Source organism: Ruminococcus sp. (assembly GCF_045129435.1).
Classification (GTDB): Bacteria; Bacillota; Clostridia; order Oscillospirales; family Acutalibacteraceae; genus Ruminococcoides.
Genome location: NZ_JBGVJL010000032.1, coordinates 13,120 through 35,254, shown reverse-complemented (window position 1 = coordinate 35,254; position 22,135 = coordinate 13,120). Strand labels below are relative to the sequence as shown.

The following is a 22,135-nucleotide window of genomic DNA, read 5'->3' as shown; positions in this document are numbered from 1 at the left end:
CTGTTTGTCTATTAGAATTTCTTGTTAGCAAAAAGCTTTGTGGGCTTTGCCCACACCCACAACCTTTGAAAAAGGTTGACCAAATTTTTATTTTCGAGTATAAAGTCCGTAATAATTCAAGCAAAAATTTCCCGACCGTTACAAACTGTAACTTATTTATCTCCTGATTTTGTTACAAGTCCTGCCACGAGTCCGAAGAAAATTGCGGCGGAAATTCCGGCGGCGGCACTTTTAAGTCCTCCTGTAAGCAGTCCCAAGCCGCCGTCACTTGCCAGTGCCTCCTTAACTCCCTGACTCATCAGAAAGCCAAAGCCGCTTATCGGCACGCTTGCTCCTGCTCCTGCAAATTCTGCAAACGGTTCGTACAGTCCCACCGCACCCAGCACTACTCCTGCCACCACAAAGCTTGTAAGTATTTTTGCCGGTGTAAGCTTTGTTTTGTCTATCAATATCTGACCAATCACGCAGATTAGTCCGCCTGTCCAAAATGCGTTTATATAATCCATACTAAATTCCTCTTTATAAGATTTTATTACCATTAGTTATTTACTGATGTGCAAATTTTATTCCTGAATGTGACGGCAAAATGAAAATTTGTGTACTTACATTGATTTTTTATAAAAAATGTACACAAATCTGTTTTTATATAGTATAATATATGCTGTTGCAATATGGCTCTGTGGAGTACGCAGAGCTTTAAATATTATTAAGGAGTGAACAAGTCACATGGTTGAGGTTAAAAACCTTACAAAAAATTACGGCAACATCAAGGCTGTTGACAACATCAGCTTTACTGTTGGCGAGGGCGAAATTCTCGGATTTCTTGGCCCAAACGGTGCCGGTAAATCTACCACTATGAATATGATTACCGGATACATTTCTTCCACATTAGGCACCGTAACTATTGACGGAAAGGAAATTCTTGAGAATCCGAAAGAGGCTAAGTCAAAGATTGGTTACCTTCCCGAAATTCCACCGCTTTATACCGATATGACGGTTAAAAAGTACCTTGAGTTTATGTTTGACCTCAAAAAAGTTAAGCTTCCTAAAAAGGAGCATATCGAAGAGGTTATGCGACTTGTTCACATTACCGAGCAGGCAGACAGAATCATCAAGAACCTTTCAAAGGGCTACCGTCAGCGTGTCGGCTTTGCTCAGGCACTTCTCGGCAATCCGCCTGTACTCATTCTTGACGAGCCTACAGTCGGTCTTGACCCTAACCAGATTATCGAAATCCGTAAGCTTATAAAGAGCCTTGGCAAAAAGCACACAATTATCTTTTCTTCCCATGTGTTGTCAGAAATTTCTGCAACCTGTGACAGAATCCTTGTTATTTCAAATGGCAAGATTGTAGCTGACGCAAAGGCTAACGAACTTTCTGCATCTACTGCCGGCGAAGAAAAGCTTGCACTTATTGTTGAGGGCAATTCGTCAGACATTACCTCTGCTATCAAAAACATTCCTGCGGTTATCCGTGTAAGCAAGGTTGCCGATAAGGGCGATAATTCTGCAAAATATATGGTAGAGTACGAAAAAGAGTACGACATTCGCCGAGATGTATTTAACGCTATGGCAAGAATTAACTGCCCTATTCTTGATATGCAGTCGGGCAATGAAACTCTTGAGGAAATGTTCCTCAAGCTCACCGCAGGCAATAGCTACAAGGCAAACGGAGGTAAAAAATAATGGTTGCAATTTTAAAGCGAGAGCTTTCTTCTTATTTTAATTCAGCCGTTGCCTATGTTGTAATGGCTGTGTATTTCCTGTTTTCAGGCTTGTTTTTCAGTATGATTTGTATTGAAAACGATACTTCAAACCTTGCCTATGTTTTTGGCAATATGTTTATTATTATTCTTTTTATAATTCCTATTATTACAATGAAAAGCTTTTCAGAGGAAAAGCGTCAGCGTACCGACCAGGCACTTCTCACATCTCCCACAAGCCTGTTTGAGATTGTAATGGGCAAGTTCCTTGGAGCATTCATTCTTTTTGCTATTATTTCACTCATTTTTGTAGTGTATGCACTTGTAATTTCATTCTTTACTGCACCTGACTGGGCAGTTGTGCTCTGCACTTTTGTGGGACTTTTGCTTTTGGGTGCGGCACTTATCGCAATTAATGTATTCATCTCTGTACTTACAGAGAGTATGATTATTTCTGCTGTTGCAGGTATGGGTGTTGGTTTGCTCATCTATATGCTCAGCAATCTTTCAAACTACATTACTATCGACTGGATTTCCACCATAGTAAACAAAATTGATTTTCTTACATACTACACAAACTTTACATACGGTATGCTCAATCTTACCGATATTGTATTCTTTTTGAGTGTTACGGGATTGTTCTTGTTCTTTACCGCCCGTGTACTTGAAAAAAGACGCTGGAGCTAAGGAGGTAAAGAGCAATGAGCGAATTGAAAAAAGACAAAGCGGCAGAAAATACTGCCAAGGCTAAGGCTGAAAAAACAGACGCAAAGTCACCTAAGCCAAAGAAAGAAAAGAAAAACGGCGGACTCAAGGCTTTCTTAAAGTCAAGAAAGGCTCGTCACGGTTCTGTTGCAGTTGCAGTAGTTGTAGTTGTAATCGCTTTGGTGGTAGTGCTTAACATTGTAGTTTCCTTGCTTGTAGAGAGATTCCCAAATATGGTGCTCGATTTTACAAAGGACTCATCTTTTGCACTTGAAAATGACACAATAGATTATGTTTCACACATCGACAAGGACATCACAATCACAGTTCTTACCACAGAGGAAAAGTTTGAGGCTTCGGGTAACTACTATATTCAGGCTAACAAGCTCCTTGAAAAAATGGAGAGTGAATCAAACGGCAAAATCAAGCTTAAATATGTTGATCTTTCAAGCAACCCATCTATTGCACAGAAATACACAGATGCCGACTGGACACAGAATTCCAATATGATGATTGTTGAGTGCGGCGACCAGTACAGAGTGCTCACTATTGACGATTGCTTTGAGTACGATCAGGATTATTACTCAACCTACGGCACATATTATGTAACATCTTCAATCGTTGAGCAGGGAGTAGTCACAGCTATTCTCAATGTTACAACAGAGGATAAGGTAGTTGTAGATATGATTACAGGTAATCAGGAGCAGGATTCATCAGCTATTAAAACTCTCCTCCAAAACAACGCTTATCAGGTAAACGAGGTTTCACTTGCAACAGGCGAGCTTGATGAGGACGCAAAGTTTGCTGTTCTTTACGCTCCGTCAGTTGACCTTGACGAAAATGTAATTGAAAAGCTTTCGACATGGCTTGACAATGACGGCAAGTACGGCAGAAATCTTATCTACATTCCAACAGAAAACAATGTTGAAACACCAAACCTTGACGGACTTTTAAACGAGTGGGGTATGCAGATAAATCAGGGTGTTGTTTATGAAACAAGCACAGACCGCCTTGTAAGCAACAGCTCACCTTACATCTTCACAGTTGATTATACCGATTATTACAAGGATGGACTCAAAAATCCTAATATTCCTGTAGTAACACTCTTTGCAAAGAGCGTTACAGTATCTGATACAAGTATGGCACACGCACTTTTAACTACATCCGAATCAGCAGGTATTTATCCTACAGATGCAGACGATAACTGGAACTACAAGGACGGCATTAAGGGCGAGGCCCTCAATATTGCCGCAGAGGGTGTTAAGTCAAACACAGACAATTCATCTTCTAAGGTAATTGTATTTGGCTCATACTCAATGTTCACTACAGACATTATGTCATACAACAGCTTTAACAACTCCGGTTACTTTATGAATATGATTAACACCATTGCAAACAGGGACGATGCAGGCATTACCATTGAGGGCAAGTCAATGCAGAGTGCTGAGCTTGGCATTACAGATGCAACAACTAAGAACGCACTCTTTGTAGTATTTGTAGTTGTAGTTCCTATAGCTGTACTTGTTGTAGGCATTGTAATGTGGTTACGCAGGAGGAACAGATAATGAAGAAGAATGTTAAGTTACTTATCGCAATAGCAGCCGCAGCGGTTGTGCTTGTGGGTGTAATGTTGCTTTTAATCTTCCTGCCAAAGTCGGGCGATGATGCAGACCCGATGGACAGCATTGATCAGGGTATTGATATGTCAACCTCCGTTGATGAAAACGGTATGCACCAGGCAAAAATTAACACAAACGATAAGGGCGAAATCGAAAACAACAGCTACGGCACATTGCTTGAATATGTGCCGGCTAAGATTTCTACAATCGACCTTGAAAATACATCGGGTACAATGGAGATAAAATCCGAAACACCTGTTGATGAGGACGGCAAAACAGAGGAAACCAAATACACACTTGTAGGCTTTGAGGACTTCACTTTGCAGACAGGCTATCCTGATGCCATTGCAAATGATGCGGCGGCTCTTGAATTTACAAAGGTAATCAGCCTTGACGGTGCAAAGGCAAGCGAGTGCGGCTTTGACAGTCCAAAGGCTACAGTTGTGGTTACTTACACAGACAACACAAAGGCTAAAATCATTGTTGGCGGTGACGCTCCGTCATCAGCCGGTACATATGTAAAGTTCGGCACATCAGACACAATTTATCTTGTTGAGTCTGACGCAGTAGATTCATTCTCATATAGCCTTACAGAGATGTTCTCAAAGGCAATCAATGATGCAGCGGTAAATACAGACGATTCACAGTACAGCAAGATTACACTTTCAGGTAAGAATTTCCCTGAGGCTGTAGTGCTTGAGCCAAACAATGACGGCAAAAATTCGGCAACAACAGTTATCACTTCACCAAAGAAATCATATGCAAGCGAGGACGCAAGCAGTAATGTTTCGGGTGCAATCAGAGGCTTGTATGCTGACTCTGTAAAAATGGTTAATCCGTCAGAGGCACAGCTCAAGGAGCTTGGTCTTGCAGACCCATATGTGGCAATAGAGGCTGTTTATCCTGATACAACAGTAAGCCTTATTGCATCTCAGCCGGACAGCTCAGGCAATGTAAATGTAATGGAAAAGGGCGGAAAGGTTGTATATACAAAGGTATCTGCTAATCTTCCATGGGTAAATATGAGTTACGAAAAGCTTTCATCCGAGTATGTACTTCACCCGCTTATGTCGGCAGTTGATACGCTTACAATCAACAACGGCACAGATACATACAGCTTTAGCATAAGCTCAAAGCAGACCACCACAACGAACGATGACGGCGAGGAATCTTCAACCACCACTACAACAGTTAAGTACGGTGACAACGAGATTAATTTATCATATTTCTCAACATTCTTCCAGAATCTCACCTTGCTTGAAAAGAGCGACACAACAAGCGACAAGCCAAGCGGAAAGGCTGTATTTACTGCTGAGTACAAATACACAGACGGCAGTACAGATACAGTTAAATTCTACGACGCAGGTGGAAATAAATATCTTGCAGAGGTAAATGGCGAAAGTGTAGGTCACCTTTATAAGACCAACCCAAGCAAGCTTATAGAGCAGGTTAAGACTGTTGCAAACAATAAAGAAGTAGCAGACTTTGCAGCGTAATTTTTATTACAAATAAAGCAAGATAAATAAAATTCCCGACAAGTCATAAAGCTTTTGTCGGGAATTTTTGATTTTAGGCTCTTTTTGAATAGTTGGGGTTAGCGTAAAGTTTTGGATAAGTATTATAAAATTTAGGTCGAGCCTTTTTAAAGGCTCGTGGGTTTGGGCAAAGCCCAAGAAAGCTGTTTCCTTTGCTTTTTATAAGGCACAAACAGCGTAGCTGTTTGTGTGTTGAGGCAAAGTTTGTAAAAACAGGCGACAGCTTTTAAAAAGTGTCATTTATAAAAATCAAGAAGAATTTTTTTGTGATGCTATCGCAATTATAAGGCTCACGCTGTTTTGCTCAAGCCGCCAAACAGCAGGCTGTTTGGCTATCAAAAAATTCCGTAAACCGAAAGTATTATGGGCTTTGCCCACACCCACAACCTTTGAAAAAGGTTGACCAAATTTTTATGTCCGAGCAGAAAGCATAGGGAAAATTTAAAGTTTTTAACTCCCGACCGTTACTAATTTATTGTCGGGAACAAGAAAATTATTATTTTGCAAACTTTCTTTTCGTAATAAAATGTTAATAACTATGTTGATGATTGTTAAAATGTCACACTTTCACCGCAAAGCAAAATGCCCGACTGAATTAACAGTCGGGCGAAATTCTGAATATAAAATTATTTAATAATCATTCTTACACAGCCGTAAATACCTGCATCGTTGCCGAGGTCTGCAAGCTTGAAGAATGTATTTTTGCAAGCGTGGAAAGCAAATTCCTGATAGTACTTCTGTACCTGCTCAATGAGGAAGTCGCCTGCCTTTGACATACCGCCGCCGATTACAAATACCTGTGGGTTTACCACGCAGGCTACAAGAGAAAGTCCTTTTGCAAGGATTTTTGCGGTTTCGTCAACCATCTTAATAGCAACTTCATCGCCAAGCTTTGCTGCGTCAAAAATTGCCTTTGATGTAATTTCGGGAGTGTTTCTGAGTACGGTTTCGTCATCGTGCTCCTCAAGGTATTTCTTTGTAACTCTTGCAATACCTGTTGCAGACGCATACTGCTCAAGACAGCCGTGATTGCCACAGCCGCAGGCCTCGGTTTCTCTCTCTTTTACACGAAGATGTCCGATTTCACCTGCCGCACCGTCACTGCCCGGAATAATTTTTTCATTGATGATAACACCGCCGCCAACGCCTGTGCCAAGTGTTACCATTACAAGGTTTTTGTAGCCCTTGCCGCCGCCCTGCCACATTTCGCCGAGAGCCGCAACATTTGCGTCATTGCCAACCTTAACCTTAAAGCCTGTCTTTCTCTCAAGCTCAATAGCTACATTAAACACGCTCCAGCCAAGGTTTACGCACTTATATACTGTGCCGTCATCACCAACAGGGCCCGGTACGCCTACGCCGATACCCTCAACATCTTTCTCGCTGATGTTCTTTTCGGCAAGCTTTGCCGCAACAGCCTCAGCAATATCGTTGAGAATGTATGTACCGTTTTCCTGAGTTCTTGTAGGAATTTCCCACTTTTCAAGCAACTGACCTGTGGTTTCAAACAAGCCAAGCTTAATTGTTGTGCCGCCTATATCAACACCAAATGCATATTTTTTCATTTTATTATGCTCCTTTCAAGTAGGTAAAATATCAAATTAGTAAGATATACTATAATTTTATTATTTTAAGGGCTTTTTGTCAATACAAATTAACAGTTTTAATGAAAAATTTGCGAAAGACAGCACATACATTTGTATAAATTTTGTTGTAATTTAAGGTGCAGGTATGGTATAATCTAATTACAGATGTCTTGGGGGCAAACGCTCCTTTGATATGCTTTAAACGGCATTAATAAATTTTGAAAACAGGTGAAGTAAATATGGAAAAAAAGCTTACCGTAATCAAGGTTGGCACTTCAACCCTTACATACGAAAACGGAAAAATCAACTACCGCCGTATTGAGTCGCTCTGCAAGGTTATTGCGGATTTGCAGAACAGCGGTGAGCAGATAATTCTTGTGTCCTCCGGTGCTATCGGCGTTGGAATGGGCAAGGCAGGGCTTTCGGTGCGACCGACCGAAACCAAGAAAAAGCAGGCTCTTGCCGCTATCGGTCAGTGCGAGCTTATGTTTATGTATGACAAGCTTTTCGGCGAGTACAACCACTCTGTGGCTCAGATTCTTTTAACACGCTATGCGGTTGAAACCGAGCAAAAAAGGCAGAATGTAATCAATACTCTTGACGAACTGCTTGAGATGAATATTATTCCGGTAATCAATGAGAACGATACCGTTGCTATTGATGAGCTTGAGGGCAATAACTTTGGCGACAACGATATGCTTTCTGCCATTGTTGCAGGTCTTGTGGGTGCGGACAGACTTGTAATTCTTACCGACATTGACGGACTTTATGACGACAATCCACGCACAAATCCTAATGCAAACAAGCTTGATGTTGTGGGCAGAATTTCTCCTGAAATTTTTGAAATGGCAGCAGGCACAGGCTCAAACAGAGGTACAGGCGGAATGATTACAAAGCTTCACGCAGCAGACTATGCAACCAAGCGTGGGGTAGAGTGCCACATTGTAAACGGTGCAAATCCGAATGTGCTGTACTATGTTTTTGACGGAATGAATGTGGGAACAAAGTTCCTTGCAAGAAAGGAAAATTGATATGACACAGCTTGAAATTATGGGTGCTAACGCTAAGAAAGCGTCAGTATTTCTGCGTACAGCAGGCAGTAAAAAGGACGAGGCACTTCTTGCCATTGCAAAGGCTTTGCGTGAGCATAGCGATGAGATTGTAAAGGCAAACGAAATTGACCTTGAAAACGGCAAAAATGCAGGACTTACCGACTCTTTGCTCGACAGGTTAAGACTTACTTCTGAGCGTATCAACGGTATGGCAGAGGGTGTGGAGCAGGTAGCAGCACTTGCCGACCCTATCGGAAATGTGCTTGAGGGCAGAACTCTTAAAAACGGACTTGCCATTGAAAAGGTGAGAGTGCCAATGGGTGTTATCGGCATTATCTTTGAGGCTCGTCCTAATGTTACCTCAGACGCCGCCGCACTCTGTTTAAAGGCAGGCAGTGCCGTAATTTTGCGTGGCGGTAAAGAGGCTATCAACTCAAACCTCGCTATTTCTGAAATTATGAGAGATGCGATTGAAAGCGTTGGCTTTCCAAGGGACTGCATTGGTCTTGTTAAGGACACCACAAGGCAGAGTGCAACCGAGCTTATGCAGCTTTCGGACTATCTTGATGTGCTCATTCCTCGTGGCGGTGCAGGTCTTATTCGCTCTGTTGTTGAAAATGCGAAAGTACCTGTAATTGAAACCGGTGTAGGCAACTGCCATGTTTATGTAGATGAGAGTGCAGATGTGCAGATGGCGGCGAATATTATTTTCAATGCAAAAACATCTCGTCCGTCAGTATGCAATGCGATTGAAACAATTCTTGTGCATAAGAACATTGCCGAAAAGGCTTTGCCGGAAATCAAAAAACTTCTCGACACAAAGAATGTGGAGCTGAGAGGCTGCGAAACCACAAGAAAAATCCTCGGCAACAGCGTTATACCTGCCACCGAGGAGGACTATGCAAGGGAATTTCTTGATTATATACTTGCCGTTAAGGTTGTTGACAGCCTTGATGACGCAATCGAGCATATCGCAAAATACAGCACAGGTCACAGCGAAAGCATTATTACAAACGACTACAACAGTGCAAACAAATTTACAGCCTGCGTTGACTCGGCAGCAGTTTATGTAAATGCATCAACCCGTTTTACAGACGGCGGAGAGTTCGGACTCGGTGCGGAAATCGGTATTTCCACCCAGAAACTCCACGCAAGAGGCCCTATGGGGCTTAACGAGCTGACAAGCTGCAAGTTTATTATAAGAGGCAACGGACAGGTAAGGTAAATTACATTAATAAATACATCAGAGCCAGCAGGAGTGATGGGTCTGCCTTTTCACCCGACAGTAAAAGCAAAAGCAGTAAAATCAGGCTTTGCTCCTTGTCGGCAAGCAGAAAATCTACAAGGCTTTTTTGTTGATTTGTGGGTTTGATTTCAGCCGTCATTTCCGGTAAAGGGGCGGTATCCTCCTGCTTTTTCTCAGGCGGTTTATGCTTTTTTTCACGCTCAGGCGGTGACTGAGGGCGGGAACGGAGTTGTTGTGCTCTTCGCAGAGCCTCTTCTTCAAATGATGCCAAATGACTCACCTCCAAAGGGTGGGAATTAATAAAAAGCTCGGGTAAATTGTGGTTTGCAAAAAGTTAATATAAAATAATTACTTTTTTTGGTTGCTTTCGCAATTTAAAGGCTTACGCCGTTTTTAAGTCACCAAACAGCATGCTGTTTGGCTATCGTAAATAGTAATGATTTAAACTTTTTGTGGGCTTTGCCCACACCCACAACCTTTGAAAAGGTTGACCAAACTTTTATAATAACAAAAGAGAACTTTGAACTTTTAAAAAATATTAATATCCTTGAGCAGAGGGAGAATTTTGAAAAGCTTTAGCATTTTTTCGGCTTTGTCGAGTTTTTCTTGCTTTTCACAGGACAAAAACGGGCGGAGGGCATTTAAAAGCCTTGTGGTATCGTCCTCACAGCCGACTGATTTTATAGCCGGTAAAATTTTGAAAAGGCTTTTTGCCATATCGTCATTTAAAAATTCGGTTGGCAATGAAAGCTCATTTTTCGGTTCGGGCGGTTTCTGCGATTTTGGCTTTTCTGTGGAATTTCCTGACAGACCAAGCTGTTCGCCAAGGCTCTGCACCTGTCGCAAAGCCTCGGGATTGCTTAGTATTTCGTTTATTTTATCCTGAATATCCGGCATGGGGTTTTATTTCCCCTTTCTCAACATTTCTATTATAGCTTTTGCCTGCGGACTTTCCAAAAGCTCCTTTGTTTTTTGCGGGTCATTGAGTATTTCCTCTGCCATTTTTTTAGTATTGCCGTTTTTGGTAGCGTCCTTCAGCTCTTTTTCCGAAAGGTTGAGCTGCCTTGACATTTGTCTGAGCATATCCTGCATATTGTTATTTTCAGCCATATAAACACCTCAGATAATAATATGCGGATTTTAATATTTATATAACACTTCGCTTTAATTTTACGGAGGTATAGTATGAGAATTTTGGTTTTATCCGATACTCACGGAGATTTTAACAGAATGATGAAAGCTGTTACCGAGCAGCCTACAGCCGAGGTAATTATTCATTGCGGTGACGGCGAGGAACAGGTTGAATATTTAAAGCAGAATTTTAAGGATAAAATGATTGTAGCGGTGCGTGGCAACTGCGACTGGGGCAGTATGCTGCCTGCAACCGAAACCTTGCGAATTAACGGGAAAACAATTTTTATTACCCACGGTCATTTGTATAATGCCAAGGTGGGACTTTATACTATTATGTGTGCCGCAAGAGAGGCAAAGGCGGATATTCTTTGCTTTGGTCACACCCACTCCGCACTTTCTATGTACGAAGATGGACTATATGTCTTGAATCCGGGCAGCTGTGGAGGATATATGGCAAGCTATGGCATTATTGACATCACCGACAAGGGTGAAATTGTTACCAATACCGTAGCTGTTAAATGATTTTTGTAGCATTATAAACATTTTTGTGTTATACTAAAAGATAGGTCGGGAGGCGAAAGTGTGAATTTTTCAGATTTTGAATTTGATGAGGCTCTAAAGCTTAGGCTTGACAGCCTTTATTCGCAGAACAGACAGCCTCACGCAATAGTAATTGAGGGTGCGGACGAAGAAAAGTGCGAACAGCTTTCAACCTTTCTTACAATGAGGGCAGTTTGCAGAGCTGAAAACAAGCCTTGCGGAAAGTGCGAGCAATGTATTAAGGCAAAAGAGCAGGCACACCCCGACATTTACTATGCCCAACCGGAGAAAAAATCGCAGATTTATTCCATTGAACAAATGCGTGATATCATTGAAAATGCAAGTATTCGACCGAATGAGGCAGATATAAAGATATTTGTATTCAGAAATGCCGAGAAAAGGCTGTTGCCCGTGGTACAGAACTCATTTTTGAAATTGCTTGAAGAGCCGCCGCAAAATTGCCTTTTCCTGCTTTTGTGTAAGAATTCAAAAGGACTTTTAAATACCATTTTGTCACGCTGTACGGTCATTACGGTAAAGGGTGACGAAAGCTTTGGCGAAGAGGCAATAAGCCTGGCAAAAATCATTGCCGAGGGTACTGTAGCACCGAGTGAATGGCAGTTATTATCGGCTTTTTCAGGTTTTACAGACCGCAAGCTTGCAGACGAAACGCTTGCTGTGCTTACTGTAATTTTCAGAGATTGCGTGGCTGTGTCACGAGGAATAAAGGCGAGAATTGACGCTGAGCTTGCAATAAAGCTTGGTAAAAGAATAACAACAGGTATGGCTTTGCAGCTTGTGGAGGCAACCGAGCAGGCAAGGCAGAAAATACTGCAAAATGTAAATATGGATTTGCTTTCCGCATTTTTGAGCGGAGAGTATAGGAGGATAATATGGCAGAGGTAATCGGAGTCAGATTTAAGGAGGTTGGCAAGGTCTATTACTTTGACCCGCTCGACAACAAGCTTAATGCCGGCGATATGGTAATTGTAGAAACCGCAAGAGGACTTGAGTGCGGTAAGGTTGCCACCCCTAATAAAACTGTTTCTGACGAGGAGCTTGCGTACCCACTCAAGCCTCTTATCAGAGTTGCAACCGAGAGCGACCTTCGTCACCTTGAAGAAAATAAGCTCAAGGAGAAGGAAGCGTATAAAATATGTGAGCAGAAAATTGCCAATCATAAGCTTGAGATGAAGCTTGTAAGCGTTGAATGTACATTTGACAACAGCAAAATTCTGTTTTATTTTACAGCGGATGGCAGAGTGGATTTCAGAGCACTTGTAAAGGACCTTGCATCCGTTTTCAGAACAAGAATTGAGTTAAGACAGATTGGTGTGCGTGACGAGGCAAAAATGCTCGGTGGTCTTGGCGTGTGCGGTAAACCGTTTTGCTGTGCAAGCTTTATGGGTGAGTTTCAGCCGGTTTCCATTAAAATGGCTAAGGAGCAGGGGCTTTCGCTTTCGCCTGTTAAAATTTCAGGCACATGCGGCAGACTTATGTGTTGCTTAAAGTACGAGCAGGACGCTTACACCGACTTGCTCAAGAAAACTCCAAAGGTTGGTGCTATTGTTAATACACCTGACGGCAAGGGACTTGTGGTTGAAAACAACCTTATTGCCCGTACCTTAAAGGTCAAGCTCAACAACACACCGCCGGAAGCACCTGCAAAGACCTATAATGTAAAGCAGTGCAAGATTGTAAAGGACGGCTACATTAAGGTTGATAAGGAAGAAATGGAGAAATTAAAGGGGTTAGAGTAAACTAACCAAAAATATAATCTGGAAATAAATTATTTTTGAAAAATCTCATAAAAATATTGCATTTTTAAAAATTTATGTTACAATATAGGTGTAATATTTCACAGGAGGTGTTTTTGAATGGCATACCAGATTAGTGATGATTGCATCAAGTGCGGTGCTTGTGCTGCTGAGTGTCCTGTAAGTGCTATCACTGAGGGCGACGACAAGTATGTTATTGACGCTGATGCTTGTGTAGAGTGTGGTTCTTGCGAGGGCGTTTGCCCAGTAGGTGCACCAGCTCAGGCATAATTAATACTTAATCGAAATGAAGACAGCAAGGAGATTTTTCCTTGCTGTTTTTTGTTTGTAATGATATAATTTAGAAAACTACGGTGAATTTTATTTGCTTACTTAAAAGTTCAAAAACAAAAAGTTTAGGTCGAGCCTTTTTAAAGGCTCGTGGGTTTGGGCAAAGCCCAAGAATAGTTGTTTTAATTGCAAATTTTCAGGCACAAACAGCAACGCTGTTTGTGTGCTGAGGCAATGTTTGACAAAACAGGCGACAGCCTTATAAAAAGAAATAATTTATAAATAGAAAAAATATCTTTTCTGTTTTGTGTTACGGTCGCAATTATCAGGCTTTCGCCATTGTGTTCAAGCCGCCAAACAGCAAGCTGTTTGGCTATCAAAACTTTGCGTTAGCTAAAAGCTTTGTGGGCTTTGCCCACACCCACAACCTTTGAAAAAGGTTGACTAAATTTTTTGCCCGAGCATAAAGTTTGTGATAATACAAGCAAAAAATTCCCGACCATAACAAAAAACTACTTTGGTGGTGAAAATATGAAGCTTTTAATCAAGCAACGAGTGTTTTCGTGGACAGACACCTACGATGTCTATGATGAATACGGAAATGTAAAATATTTTGTTAAGGCTGAGGCTTTCAGACTCACTCATCAGCTGCATATTTACGACAGTATGCACAACGAAATCGGTATGATAAAACAGCGTTTCTTTACGCTTATGCCTACTTTTGATATTGAAATCAACGGGCAAATGTTCGGCAGTATCGAAAAGCAATTTACATTTTTTAAACCGAAATACAGCCTTGATTACAACGGCTGGCGATGTGACGGTGACTTTATGGCGTGGAATTACAGGGTGTATGAGGCTTGCTGTACGGTGGCAACAATTTCTAAAGAGCCTTTGCATTGGGGCGACACCTATGTTATTGATTTCATCAACCCACGCAATGAAATTTTGGTGCTTATGCTCGCCGTTGCAATAGATGCCGCCAACTGTTCGCAGAATAAATAATAGGAGTGCATTATGACAGAAAGACCAATACTTGACAAAAATCTTGACAGCAAGACATTCAGAGAATTTTATTATTTAAAGGAAGAACTTGTTGATTTTTGTCATAAATACGGCTTGCCAACCTCCGGAGGAAAGCTTGAAATAACAGAGCGAATTGCACATTTTCTTGATACGGGTGAAATTCGCTCGGCAAAAAGAGTACAGAAAAAGGCTCAGACAATTACTGATATTACAGAGGAAACCCCGATTGAATCAGATTTTGTCTGTTCAGAAAAGCACAGAGCGTTTTTTAAGGAGCATATTGGCAACAGCTTTTCTTTTAATGTTGCATTTCAGAAGTGGTTAAAAAGTAATTCAGGCAAAACTTATGCCGATGCGATTGCCGCATATTATCAAATACTTGAGGATAAGAAAAAGGGCAAGACAAAAATTGACAAGCAATTTGAGTACAATACATATGTAAGAGATTTCTTTGCGGATAATCATGGCAAGAACCTTGACGAGGCTATTAAGTGCTGGAAATATAAAAAACAGTTACAGGGGCACAACCGCTACGAAAAGACCGACCTTGTTGCGTTGGAAAAATAATTTTACACGCTTCAAACAGCAAGGTTTATTCTGCTTTTTATTGCAGTTTTGCTGTTGTGGTAGTATAATTAAAATGTTAAGCTAAATTTTACAAGGAGAGGGCAGAGGTAAAATTCCCTTTGCCGATCATATAATGGAGAATTTGCACCTTGAGCCGTTGGGCAACGGCATTGAAATATATGTTACCAAAAGCTACAGATATTCGACAGACACCATTTTGCTTGCGAATTTCTCAAAGCCTGTGGGGAGTAAAAAATGTGCGGAGCTTGGTACAGGCTGTGGCACAATTCCGCTTTTGTGGTGCAGGGACAATAAAAATTTGAAAATTGACGCTGTTGAAATTCAGGAAAACGCCTGCACACTTGCGAATAAAAGCGTTGAGCATAACGGACTTAGTGACAACATAAATGTTATAAACGCCGACCTGTGCGACCTTAAAGGCAAGTTAAGTTTTGGCTGTTATGATGTTGTTGTGTGTAATCCGCCGTATAAAATCGGCGGCGGAGGTATTAAAAATCCAACCTCGGCAAGGCTGATTGCAAGGCACGAAAGCGAATGCACGCTCGATGACATCTGTTCAACTGCGTCAAAGCTGCTGCAGTTTGGCGGCAAACTTTTTATGTGTCAGCGACCGGAAAGACTCAGCGATGTAATGGAGTCGATGCGGAAATTTGGTATTGAACCAAAGACCCTGCGACTTGTTCAGCAAAGAGTGACAAAAGCACCGAAGCTGTTTTTGCTTGAGGGCAGACGAGGCGGAAAACGAGGCTTTTTAAATGTACTGCCCACACTTTTTATAGAGGAAGAAAGCGGCAACTTTTCAGATGAAATGCTTGAAATTTACGGAAGCTACAAATCAGATCATTTAGAAAATACAGAGGAAAACAAGCTATGAGTGGAATTTTATATGTTACGGGAACACCAATCGGCAACCTTTCCGACCTATCTCCAAGGGCGGTGGAAACTCTTGAGGCTGTGGATTTTATTGCCGCAGAGGATACAAGGGTAACGCTCAAACTTTTAAATCATTTTGGCATTAAAAAGCCTATGGTGAGCTACTTTGAGCATAACAAGCGTGAGCGTGGCGAGATTATTTGTGCGAGAATTGAACAGGGCGAGAACTGTGCCATTGTTACAGACGCAGGTATGCCTTGCATTTCTGATCCGGGTGAGGATCTTATTAAGCTTTGCGAGGAGCGTGGCATCAGGACAGTGGTTATTCCGGGTCCGAGTGCGGTTATTTCGGCTCTTGCGGTGTCGGGACTCAGCACAGGCAGGTTTACCTTTGAGGGATTTTTAAGTGTGAACAAAAAGAGCAGAATGGATCACCTGAAAAGCCTTGTAAATGAGCACAGAACAATGATTTTTTACGAAGCACCCCACAAACTGCCGCAAACCTTGTGTGACCTGTACGCAAATTTTGGCGACAGAAAGCTAACTATTGTAAGGGAAATTACAAAAATTCACGAGGAGGTTATCCGCACTACCACAAAAAATGCGGCGGAAAATCTCAGCGACGGCAGTGTGAAGGGCGAAATTGTGCTTGTGCTTGAGGGAGCACCCGAGGTGGACGAAACCGAGGAGTTCACCCTTGAATATGCTGTGCAGACAGCCAAAAAGCTGATTGAAAACGGTGCAAGAGCAACCGATGCGGCAAAAGAGGCGGCGGCACTCACCGGCTTTAAAAAGAACGAAATCTACAAGGAGCTGATATGATGACCTACGAACAGGCTATTGAAAAAATACATTCATTGCTGACCTTTGGCTCTCGTCCGGGTCTTGACCGAATGAGAATTTTCCTGGAAAAGCTCGGCAATCCGCAGGACAAGCTAAAGTATATTCACATTGCAGGTACTAACGGCAAAGGCTCGGTTTGTGCAATGCTTTCGGCTGTGCTTGTTGAGGCAGGGTACAAGACAGGTCTTTTTATCTCTCCGTATATCACAGATTTTCGTGAGAGAATACAGATTAATAATGAGATGATTTCAAAGGAAATTCTCACCGATGCGGTTGAGAAAACCTTTCCGATTATAGAAGAACTTCGCAAGGACGGCGTGATTATTACAGAGTTTGAATATGTGAACGCTTTGCAGTTTTACATTCACGCAAATGAGAATTGCGACATTGTTGTGCTTGAAACCGGTATGGGCGGTCTGCTTGACTGCACAAATACAATTTTACCTCCGCTTTGCTCGGTGATTACAACCATAGGTCTTGACCACACCGCAATTCTCGGCAATACTATTGAGGAGATTGCATGGCAGAAGTGCGGAATTATAAAGGGCGGCTCGATTGCCGTTACATCAAAGCAGGAAGAAAACGCTATGAGCGTGATTGAATGTACCTGCAAGAGCCGAAATGTTCCGCTGTTTAAAAGCGAAAGTGCAAAAATTAAGGTAATTTCCGAAAGCCTTGAAAGCACAGTTTTTGAGTATGACGGCACAGAACTTGAACTTCATTTGATTGGCGAACATCAGCTTGAGAATGCCAAAACTGCGTTGACTGCGTTAAAGGCACTTTGCGACAGTGGCAAAATCAATGTAAGTAAAGATGCGTTGAAGTCGGGCATTGCAAAGGCAGTAAACCCGGCAAGGCTTGAGCTTATGAGTAAAAATCCGATAGTTTTGCTTGACGGTGCACATAATCCGAACGGAATTGAGGCTTTGAGCAAAGCGATTAAAAAATATTTGCCAAACCAAAAGCGACTTTGTCTTATGGGTATGCTTGCCGATAAGGACAGTGCAAGTTCAATAAATCTGCTTGAAGGTCTTTTTGAAGAAGTGTTTACGGTTACGGTTGATAATCCGAGAACACTTGAGGCCGAGGAGCTTGCCGAAAAATGCAGACAACACTTCCCAAAGGTTGAGGCTTTTAACGATAATAAAAAGGCACTTGAAGCGGCTCTTAGTAAGGCAAAGGCAGAGAATGTTCCGCTCGTTATCTGTGGCTCACTTTACCTTGCAGGCGAGTTAAGACCGTATCTGATAAAGTGAATATAAAATTTAAAAAATAAACGACAAAAAGTTTAGGTCGAGCCTTTTTAAAGGCTCGTGGGTTTGGGCAACGCCCAAGAAAAGTTATGCTTATTGCAAATTTTCAGGCACAAACAGCAACGCTGTTTGTGTGCAAAAGCAAAGTTTGACAAAACAGACGACAGTCTTTAAAAACAGGAAATAATTTATAAATAAAAAAGAATATCTTTCTGTTTTGAGTTGCTATCGCAATTATAAAGCTTTCGCTGTTGTGTTCAAGTCACCAAACAGCAAGCTGTTTGGCTATTAGAATTTGGTGTAAACAAAAAGCTTTGTGGGCTTTGCCCACACCCACAACCTTTGAAAAAGGTTGACCAAATTTTTTATATTCGGGTATAAAGTCCGTAATAATTCAAGCAGAAATTTCCCGACCGTTGCTAAACCATAATTTACCCCAACTATTGAAAAAGAACCACAAAAATTACCCGACCATAACTAAAAATCGGCGGTAGTCCTATTTGGATTACCGCCGTAATTTTTTAAATAATTCTATTAAAATTCAAGCATTACAAAGCTCTGTGCCGACATTTTTACCTTATTATCAGCAATCTCTGTTGTACCGATTTCGTATGCCTTTTTAGCACCCTTTGCGTCAATTTCAATTTCGCTGTCCTTGCCGAGTGGGTTAAAGAGCATTACAAATTTGCCTCTTTTGTAGCCAAATGGGAACTTGCCCAGCTCGAAAATCATCTCAAATTCACCGTTGCCCTTGAGGTCATCGTTAGCGTGACGAAGTGCAATGATGTCTGTAACAACCTTGTAAATGCTATCCGGATTGTTCTGCTGATTTTCAACAGTCGGTGCGTTCTCGTCTGTGTCAACAGGAAGGTAAGGTGTGTCGCTTGTTGAGAAACCGAGGTTCTTACCGCTGTTCCACTGCATTGGTGTACGAGAGCCTGTACGGCTGAATCCGCCCTCTTTGCTGACTAAATTCTCCTGATATTTCATACCGATTTCGTCGCCGTAATAGAGGAACGGTACGCCCGGCATTGTAAAAATCATTGCGTATGCAAGCTTGATTGCGTCCATACCGAAGTAGTGAGTCATTCTTGGCATATCGTGGTTGTTAGTCATAAAGCTGATGTAGCCGTTGTTCTTTGAAAGCTCATAAGCAGGGAGATATTCGTCTGTAAAGTTCTTTATGTCGCCCTTGCCGTTTGGATTGAAAATACCCTTGTTGCCCTCGTCGTCGCCATAGCGGAAAAGTCTGCTGTAGCCGTTGCCGTAATGGTCAAGGTAGAAATCCATATGGAAGCCTGCATTGTTGATTGCTCTTTCAGGATTGCACCATTCGGCAACCATTGCAGCCTCAGGGTAGTCCTTGTCGAGCATTTCACGAATGCCACGCCAGATTTTTGCTGTAGCAACCTTTTCATCATCATTCTTTACAAGTGAGTCAGCCATATCAACTCTGAATCCGTCAGCACCCTTGTCAAGCCAGAAACGCATAATGTCCTTGATTGCCTCAACTGTAGCAAGGCAGTCCGGATGGTCGCATGGCAACTGCCACTCAGGGTGAGTGATTTTGTGGAAGCCATAGTTAAGGGCAGGCTGTGAGCTGAAGTAGTTTACTAAGTAGTTACCGTCACGCTCGCAAATACCGCACATCATTCTGTACTGTGGCGGTGCATCCCATACTGACTTTGTAAAAATGTAGCGGTTTGTGTACTCGCTCTTTTGAGCCTTTTTAGACTCCAAAAACCATGGGTGAGTGTCTGATGTGTGACCGGGAACGAGGTCGAGAAGAATTTTCATTCCTTTTTTGTGTGCCTCATCAAAAAGTCTTACGAGGTCCTCATTTGTGCCGTAGCGAGGTGCAACCTTTTTGTAGTCACGAACATCGTAACCTGCATCCATAAACGGTGAATCGTAAACAGGATTAAGCCAGATTGCGTTACAGCCGAGTCCTTTTACATAGTCGAGCTTTTCGATAATACCGTTAATATCGCCGATACCGTCACCGTTGGTATCGTAAAAGCTCTGTGGGTAAATTTCGTAGAAAACCGAGTCTTTGAGCCACTGTGGCATAGTGAACATCCTTTCGTTGTTAATTTTTATTATTACAATAACATAGTAACATTATTAAAGGTTTTTGACAAGCATATTATGCGATTTAACAAAAACATTACTATAATTTGCTTAGTATATTCCCAAAAATAATTACTTGCAGGAACGGTGATTTCATCATAATATATATAAGAACAATTTTGATTTATCAAATCTTGCAAGGAGGGATATTTTGACGATTGACAGAATAAAAAGCAATAAAATTTTGATTACCCTTTGTGATGAGGATATGCGTGATTTTTCGCTTGATTATGAAGCTTTGAGCCTGTATGACAGCCATTCACGCAAGGTAATAATGCGAATTTTGCAGGTTGCTTGTTTTAAAATGGATATAGAAATCAAGGGCAAGCAAATGCTTGTGGAGGCACTCCCGACAGTTGACGGGTGTATGCTGTTACTCACCGTTGAGGACAAAAAAAGGAAAAAATACAGGCTGCAAAACAGCAGAAAGAGTAATTGCTATGAGGTGGGCAACAGCCGAAATTTTCTTGATGTAATTGCTTTGCTTTATAAGCAGAATGTGTGCTGCAATAAAAATTCCGCTTATGAGCAGAACGGTGTGTATTATCTGATTTTTGACTATCCCGCTGTGCCCAAAAGATATAAAAGGATACTTAACGAATATGCCGAGCGGTGCGGCGGAAATATCTGTGCCGCAAAACTCAGGGAAAACGCAAAAGAAATTTGCAAGATAAACGCTATAGCTGTGATTGGAAGATTCTTGTGATACTGATTTTTACTCGGATAAATAAAAAATTTAGGTCGAGCCTTTTTAATAAAGAAGAATGGCTTTTTGTGTTGCTATCGCAATTATAAGGCTTTAGCCATTGTGTTCAAGCCGCCAAACAGCAAGCTGTTTGGCTATCAGAACTTTGCGTTAGTTTAAAGTATTTGCGGGCTTTCCCCACAACCTTTGAAAAGGTTGACTAAACTTTTTTGCTCGGGTATAAAATCTGTGATAATTTAATCAAAAAATTTCCCGACCGTTACAAACTATAATTTATCCTTATTAACAAATAATCAAAATAAAAAAGCACAAACAAAAAACAGGCAATCAGTTTTCTATAACCCCAATAAAACTGACTGCCTGTTAATTTTTTAATTAAACCTTAGCCTTGCTACGCTCAGATTTTCTGTACTTTGACGGTGTAATTCCGTAGTACATCTTAAATGCTCTGTTAAAATTAGAAATATTGTTAAAACCTGACTTGCCTGCAATTTCAATAACCGGTGTGTCGGTTGTTGTAAGCAAAAGTGCCGCTCTTGAAAGACGAAGCTCATTAAGATAATTAATAAATGTTGTGTTCAAAAGCTCCTTGAAAAGATGTGAGATGTAGTATCTGCTCAGTCCTGTATGCTCGGCAATAATGTCGAGAGTAAGCAAGCTGCAGAAATTCTCGTTGATATACTCGGTAACTCTGCGTAATGCTCTGTCTTTTTTGCCATGAGTTTCAATATCGTAAATCTCAAATTTTCTTGATTCAAAAAGATAATAGAAAAGCTCGTAGAACTTACCTGTTGCAAGAAGATAAAATCCCCTTTGCTTGTCTATTTCTGTTTTGAAAGCAGTTTCAAAACAATCATAAATATGGCCGTAAAAATCTTCGTCCGGTTTAAAGTACAAAAACTTTGTGCAGTTTCCGCCAACAATGCTCTTGATAACGGCAGTCGGAATAAACTGCTGTGTAAGTGTTGAACCATCGTTTAAGTTCAACAGCATAATTTCAATATGCACATTATTGTTGTTGTCAAATCTGTGCTTCTGGTTTGGTGCGATAAAGAAAATATCGCCCTCTGAAAGCTGTGTGATACCAAGTGCGGTTTCAATAGTAATTGAACCGCTTCTTACTACACCCAACTCCACTTCGTGATGAACGCTCCATAAATCATCTACAACAAGCTCACCGCATGAAACACGAAAGCTTGAACTTGTAGAAGTTACAGAGTTCAAAAATCTGATAGCCACTAATATTACCCCTTTATATAATCTAAGTGCAAACAGAATTTCAGTGCGAGATACTCCCTCACTAATCTCTGTAGCTATAACGCTCTTTTGCACCGTTTACTATCGGTCACAATCTCTCCAACTTGCAGGCAGAACATTGCTCCGAATTATCCAAATTAAATATTATTTTGTTGTTGTCAATATAATAGTACAAAACTGTTTAATTGTCAATACAATAATGAACAATTAAAGCAAAAAAGTACACTTTCTTTTTTGTTAGTGTAAAATTTCGTTATTTCGTGTGCTTATTTTATTGCGTTTTTCTAAATA

At 41.3% G+C, this 22,135-nt stretch carries 23 protein-coding genes; 16 read left to right on the top strand and 7 right to left on the bottom strand.

Features of this window, described 5'->3' with window-relative positions; translation table 11 throughout:
• Positions 1-152: 152 nt before the first annotated feature.
• Positions 153-506 (bottom strand): SpoVA/SpoVAEb family sporulation membrane protein, encoded by a 354-nt coding sequence (locus ACJMMI_RS01705; RefSeq protein ID WP_405352918.1) that lies wholly within the window; start codon positions 504-506, stop codon positions 153-155.
• Positions 507-726: 220 nt separating this feature from the next.
• On the opposite strand from ACJMMI_RS01705, the gene ACJMMI_RS01700 reads away from it, so the two are divergent.
• Genes ACJMMI_RS01700 through ACJMMI_RS01685 form a run of 4 tightly spaced genes read left to right on the top strand, consistent with a single transcriptional unit; the run spans position 727 to position 5,523 of the window.
• Entirely contained in the window at positions 727-1,686 is a 960-nt protein-coding gene (locus tag ACJMMI_RS01700; RefSeq protein WP_405352916.1) for an ABC transporter ATP-binding protein, read from the top strand.
• A complete protein-coding gene (locus ACJMMI_RS01695) occupies positions 1,686-2,390 on the top strand; it encodes an ABC transporter permease (protein ID WP_405352914.1) in 705 nt (234 codons plus the stop codon). Before ACJMMI_RS01700 ends, ACJMMI_RS01695 begins: the two co-directional genes overlap by 1 nt.
• Positions 2,391-2,404: 14 nt before the next feature.
• The gene (locus tag ACJMMI_RS01690; RefSeq protein ID WP_405352912.1) at positions 2,405-3,973 is read left to right on the top strand and encodes a Gldg family protein; all 1,569 of its coding nucleotides are present in this window, start codon (positions 2,405-2,407) and stop codon (positions 3,971-3,973) included.
• Entirely contained in the window at positions 3,973-5,523 is a 1,551-nt protein-coding gene (locus ACJMMI_RS01685) for a DUF4340 domain-containing protein (RefSeq protein ID WP_405352910.1), read from the top strand. The genes ACJMMI_RS01690 and ACJMMI_RS01685 overlap by 1 nt, the downstream gene beginning before the upstream one ends.
• 665 nt (positions 5,524-6,188) lie before the next feature.
• Here the strand turns inward: ACJMMI_RS01685 and ACJMMI_RS01680 are convergent.
• Positions 6,189-7,127: an ROK family glucokinase gene (locus tag ACJMMI_RS01680; protein WP_405352908.1), complete on the bottom strand. Its 939-nt coding sequence runs from the start codon at positions 7,125-7,127 to the stop codon at positions 6,189-6,191.
• Positions 7,128-7,387: 260 nt separating this feature from the next.
• On the opposite strand from ACJMMI_RS01680, the gene proB reads away from it, so the two are divergent.
• Both proB and ACJMMI_RS01670 read left to right on the top strand, forming a co-directional pair.
• Positions 7,388-8,179: a glutamate 5-kinase gene (gene proB / locus ACJMMI_RS01675; RefSeq protein ID WP_405352906.1), complete on the top strand. Its 792-nt coding sequence runs from the start codon at positions 7,388-7,390 to the stop codon at positions 8,177-8,179.
• Position 8,180: 1 nt separating this feature from the next.
• A complete protein-coding gene (locus tag ACJMMI_RS01670) occupies positions 8,181-9,425 on the top strand; it encodes a glutamate-5-semialdehyde dehydrogenase (protein ID WP_405352904.1) in 1,245 nt (414 codons plus the stop codon).
• 1 nt (position 9,426) lies between these two features.
• Here the strand turns inward: ACJMMI_RS01670 and ACJMMI_RS01665 are convergent, their stop codons facing one another.
• From ACJMMI_RS01665 to ACJMMI_RS01655, 3 genes are all read right to left on the bottom strand, one after another.
• Positions 9,427-9,717, bottom strand: a complete 291-nt coding sequence (locus ACJMMI_RS01665) for a hypothetical protein (RefSeq protein WP_405352902.1) — start codon at positions 9,715-9,717, stop codon at positions 9,427-9,429.
• A 257-nt stretch (positions 9,718-9,974) separates the two neighbouring features.
• The gene (locus tag ACJMMI_RS01660) at positions 9,975-10,343 is read right to left on the bottom strand and encodes a hypothetical protein (RefSeq protein WP_405352901.1); all 369 of its coding nucleotides are present in this window, start codon (positions 10,341-10,343) and stop codon (positions 9,975-9,977) included.
• 6 nt (positions 10,344-10,349) lie between these two features.
• On the bottom strand, positions 10,350-10,556 hold the full coding sequence (locus ACJMMI_RS01655) for a hypothetical protein (RefSeq protein ID WP_405352899.1): 207 nt from the start codon (positions 10,554-10,556) through the stop codon (positions 10,350-10,352).
• Positions 10,557-10,631: 75 nt separating this feature from the next.
• Here ACJMMI_RS01655 and ACJMMI_RS01650 point away from each other — a divergent pair, with 75 nt between their 5' ends.
• The 9 genes from ACJMMI_RS01650 to ACJMMI_RS01610 all read left to right on the top strand — a co-directional run bounded on the left by ACJMMI_RS01650 (position 10,632) and on the right by ACJMMI_RS01610 (position 17,754).
• The gene (locus ACJMMI_RS01650) at positions 10,632-11,102 is read left to right on the top strand and encodes a metallophosphoesterase (protein WP_405352898.1); all 471 of its coding nucleotides are present in this window, start codon (positions 10,632-10,634) and stop codon (positions 11,100-11,102) included.
• A gap of 60 nt (positions 11,103-11,162) precedes the next feature.
• Positions 11,163-12,026 (top strand): hypothetical protein, encoded by an 864-nt coding sequence (locus tag ACJMMI_RS01645; protein ID WP_405352896.1) that lies wholly within the window; start codon positions 11,163-11,165, stop codon positions 12,024-12,026.
• Positions 12,014-12,880 carry a stage 0 sporulation family protein gene (locus ACJMMI_RS01640; protein WP_405352894.1) on the top strand — a complete coding sequence of 289 codons (867 nt, stop codon included), beginning with the start codon at positions 12,014-12,016 and terminating at the stop codon, positions 12,878-12,880. Before ACJMMI_RS01645 ends, ACJMMI_RS01640 begins: the two co-directional genes overlap by 13 nt.
• A gap of 117 nt (positions 12,881-12,997) precedes the next feature.
• The gene (locus tag ACJMMI_RS01635; RefSeq protein WP_405352892.1) at positions 12,998-13,168 is read left to right on the top strand and encodes a DUF362 domain-containing protein; all 171 of its coding nucleotides are present in this window, start codon (positions 12,998-13,000) and stop codon (positions 13,166-13,168) included.
• Between the two features lie 453 nt (positions 13,169-13,621).
• Positions 13,622-14,173, top strand: a complete 552-nt coding sequence (locus ACJMMI_RS01630) for an LURP-one-related/scramblase family protein (RefSeq protein WP_405352890.1) — start codon at positions 13,622-13,624, stop codon at positions 14,171-14,173.
• A gap of 12 nt (positions 14,174-14,185) precedes the next feature.
• Positions 14,186-14,761: a DUF6434 domain-containing protein gene (locus ACJMMI_RS01625; protein WP_405352888.1), complete on the top strand. Its 576-nt coding sequence runs from the start codon at positions 14,186-14,188 to the stop codon at positions 14,759-14,761.
• A 133-nt stretch (positions 14,762-14,894) separates the two neighbouring features.
• The gene (locus ACJMMI_RS01620) at positions 14,895-15,656 is read left to right on the top strand and encodes a tRNA1(Val) (adenine(37)-N6)-methyltransferase (RefSeq protein ID WP_405352887.1); all 762 of its coding nucleotides are present in this window, start codon (positions 14,895-14,897) and stop codon (positions 15,654-15,656) included.
• The gene (gene rsmI, locus ACJMMI_RS01615) at positions 15,653-16,477 is read left to right on the top strand and encodes a 16S rRNA (cytidine(1402)-2'-O)-methyltransferase (protein WP_405352885.1); all 825 of its coding nucleotides are present in this window, start codon (positions 15,653-15,655) and stop codon (positions 16,475-16,477) included. The genes ACJMMI_RS01620 and rsmI overlap by 4 nt, the downstream gene beginning before the upstream one ends.
• A complete protein-coding gene (locus ACJMMI_RS01610; protein ID WP_405352883.1) occupies positions 16,474-17,754 on the top strand; it encodes a bifunctional folylpolyglutamate synthase/dihydrofolate synthase in 1,281 nt (426 codons plus the stop codon). The genes rsmI and ACJMMI_RS01610 overlap by 4 nt, the downstream gene beginning before the upstream one ends.
• 531 nt (positions 17,755-18,285) lie before the next feature.
• Here the strand turns inward: ACJMMI_RS01610 and ACJMMI_RS01605 are convergent.
• The gene (locus tag ACJMMI_RS01605; protein ID WP_405352881.1) at positions 18,286-19,821 is read right to left on the bottom strand and encodes an alpha-amylase family glycosyl hydrolase; all 1,536 of its coding nucleotides are present in this window, start codon (positions 19,819-19,821) and stop codon (positions 18,286-18,288) included.
• 211 nt (positions 19,822-20,032) lie between these two features.
• Here ACJMMI_RS01605 and ACJMMI_RS01600 point away from each other — a divergent pair, with 211 nt between their 5' ends.
• Positions 20,033-20,587, top strand: a complete 555-nt coding sequence (locus tag ACJMMI_RS01600; protein ID WP_405352879.1) for an adaptor protein MecA — start codon at positions 20,033-20,035, stop codon at positions 20,585-20,587.
• A gap of 375 nt (positions 20,588-20,962) precedes the next feature.
• On the opposite strand, the gene ACJMMI_RS01595 is transcribed toward ACJMMI_RS01600, so the two are convergent.
• On the bottom strand, positions 20,963-21,826 hold the full coding sequence (locus ACJMMI_RS01595) for a helix-turn-helix domain-containing protein (RefSeq protein ID WP_405352877.1): 864 nt from the start codon (positions 21,824-21,826) through the stop codon (positions 20,963-20,965).
• Positions 21,827-22,135 lie beyond the last annotated feature (309 nt).

Bases quoted from the DNA above. Each gene is read 5' to 3' on its own strand.
- ACJMMI_RS01705 (WP_405352918.1), bottom strand. From the start codon at position 506: ATGGATTATATAAACGCATTTTGGACAGGCGGACTAATCTGCGTGATT.
- ACJMMI_RS01700 (WP_405352916.1), top strand. From the start codon at position 727: ATGGTTGAGGTTAAAAACCTTACAAAAAATTACGGCAACATCAAGGCT.
- ACJMMI_RS01695 (WP_405352914.1), top strand. From the start codon at position 1,686: ATGGTTGCAATTTTAAAGCGAGAGCTTTCTTCTTATTTTAATTCAGCC.
- ACJMMI_RS01690 (WP_405352912.1), top strand. From the start codon at position 2,405: ATGAGCGAATTGAAAAAAGACAAAGCGGCAGAAAATACTGCCAAGGCT.
- ACJMMI_RS01685 (WP_405352910.1), top strand. From the start codon at position 3,973: ATGAAGAAGAATGTTAAGTTACTTATCGCAATAGCAGCCGCAGCGGTT.
- ACJMMI_RS01680 (WP_405352908.1), bottom strand. From the start codon at position 7,127: ATGAAAAAATATGCATTTGGTGTTGATATAGGCGGCACAACAATTAAG.
- proB (WP_405352906.1), top strand. From the start codon at position 7,388: ATGGAAAAAAAGCTTACCGTAATCAAGGTTGGCACTTCAACCCTTACA.
- ACJMMI_RS01670 (WP_405352904.1), top strand. From the start codon at position 8,181: ATGACACAGCTTGAAATTATGGGTGCTAACGCTAAGAAAGCGTCAGTA.
- ACJMMI_RS01660 (WP_405352901.1), bottom strand. From the start codon at position 10,343: ATGCCGGATATTCAGGATAAAATAAACGAAATACTAAGCAATCCCGAG.
- ACJMMI_RS01655 (WP_405352899.1), bottom strand. From the start codon at position 10,556: ATGGCTGAAAATAACAATATGCAGGATATGCTCAGACAAATGTCAAGG.
- ACJMMI_RS01650 (WP_405352898.1), top strand. From the start codon at position 10,632: ATGAGAATTTTGGTTTTATCCGATACTCACGGAGATTTTAACAGAATG.
- ACJMMI_RS01640 (WP_405352894.1), top strand. From the start codon at position 12,014: ATGGCAGAGGTAATCGGAGTCAGATTTAAGGAGGTTGGCAAGGTCTAT.
- ACJMMI_RS01635 (WP_405352892.1), top strand. From the start codon at position 12,998: ATGGCATACCAGATTAGTGATGATTGCATCAAGTGCGGTGCTTGTGCT.
- ACJMMI_RS01625 (WP_405352888.1), top strand. From the start codon at position 14,186: ATGACAGAAAGACCAATACTTGACAAAAATCTTGACAGCAAGACATTC.
- ACJMMI_RS01620 (WP_405352887.1), top strand. From the start codon at position 14,895: ATGGAGAATTTGCACCTTGAGCCGTTGGGCAACGGCATTGAAATATAT.
- rsmI (WP_405352885.1), top strand. From the start codon at position 15,653: ATGAGTGGAATTTTATATGTTACGGGAACACCAATCGGCAACCTTTCC.
- ACJMMI_RS01610 (WP_405352883.1), top strand. From the start codon at position 16,474: ATGATGACCTACGAACAGGCTATTGAAAAAATACATTCATTGCTGACC.
- ACJMMI_RS01605 (WP_405352881.1), bottom strand. From the start codon at position 19,821: ATGCCACAGTGGCTCAAAGACTCGGTTTTCTACGAAATTTACCCACAG.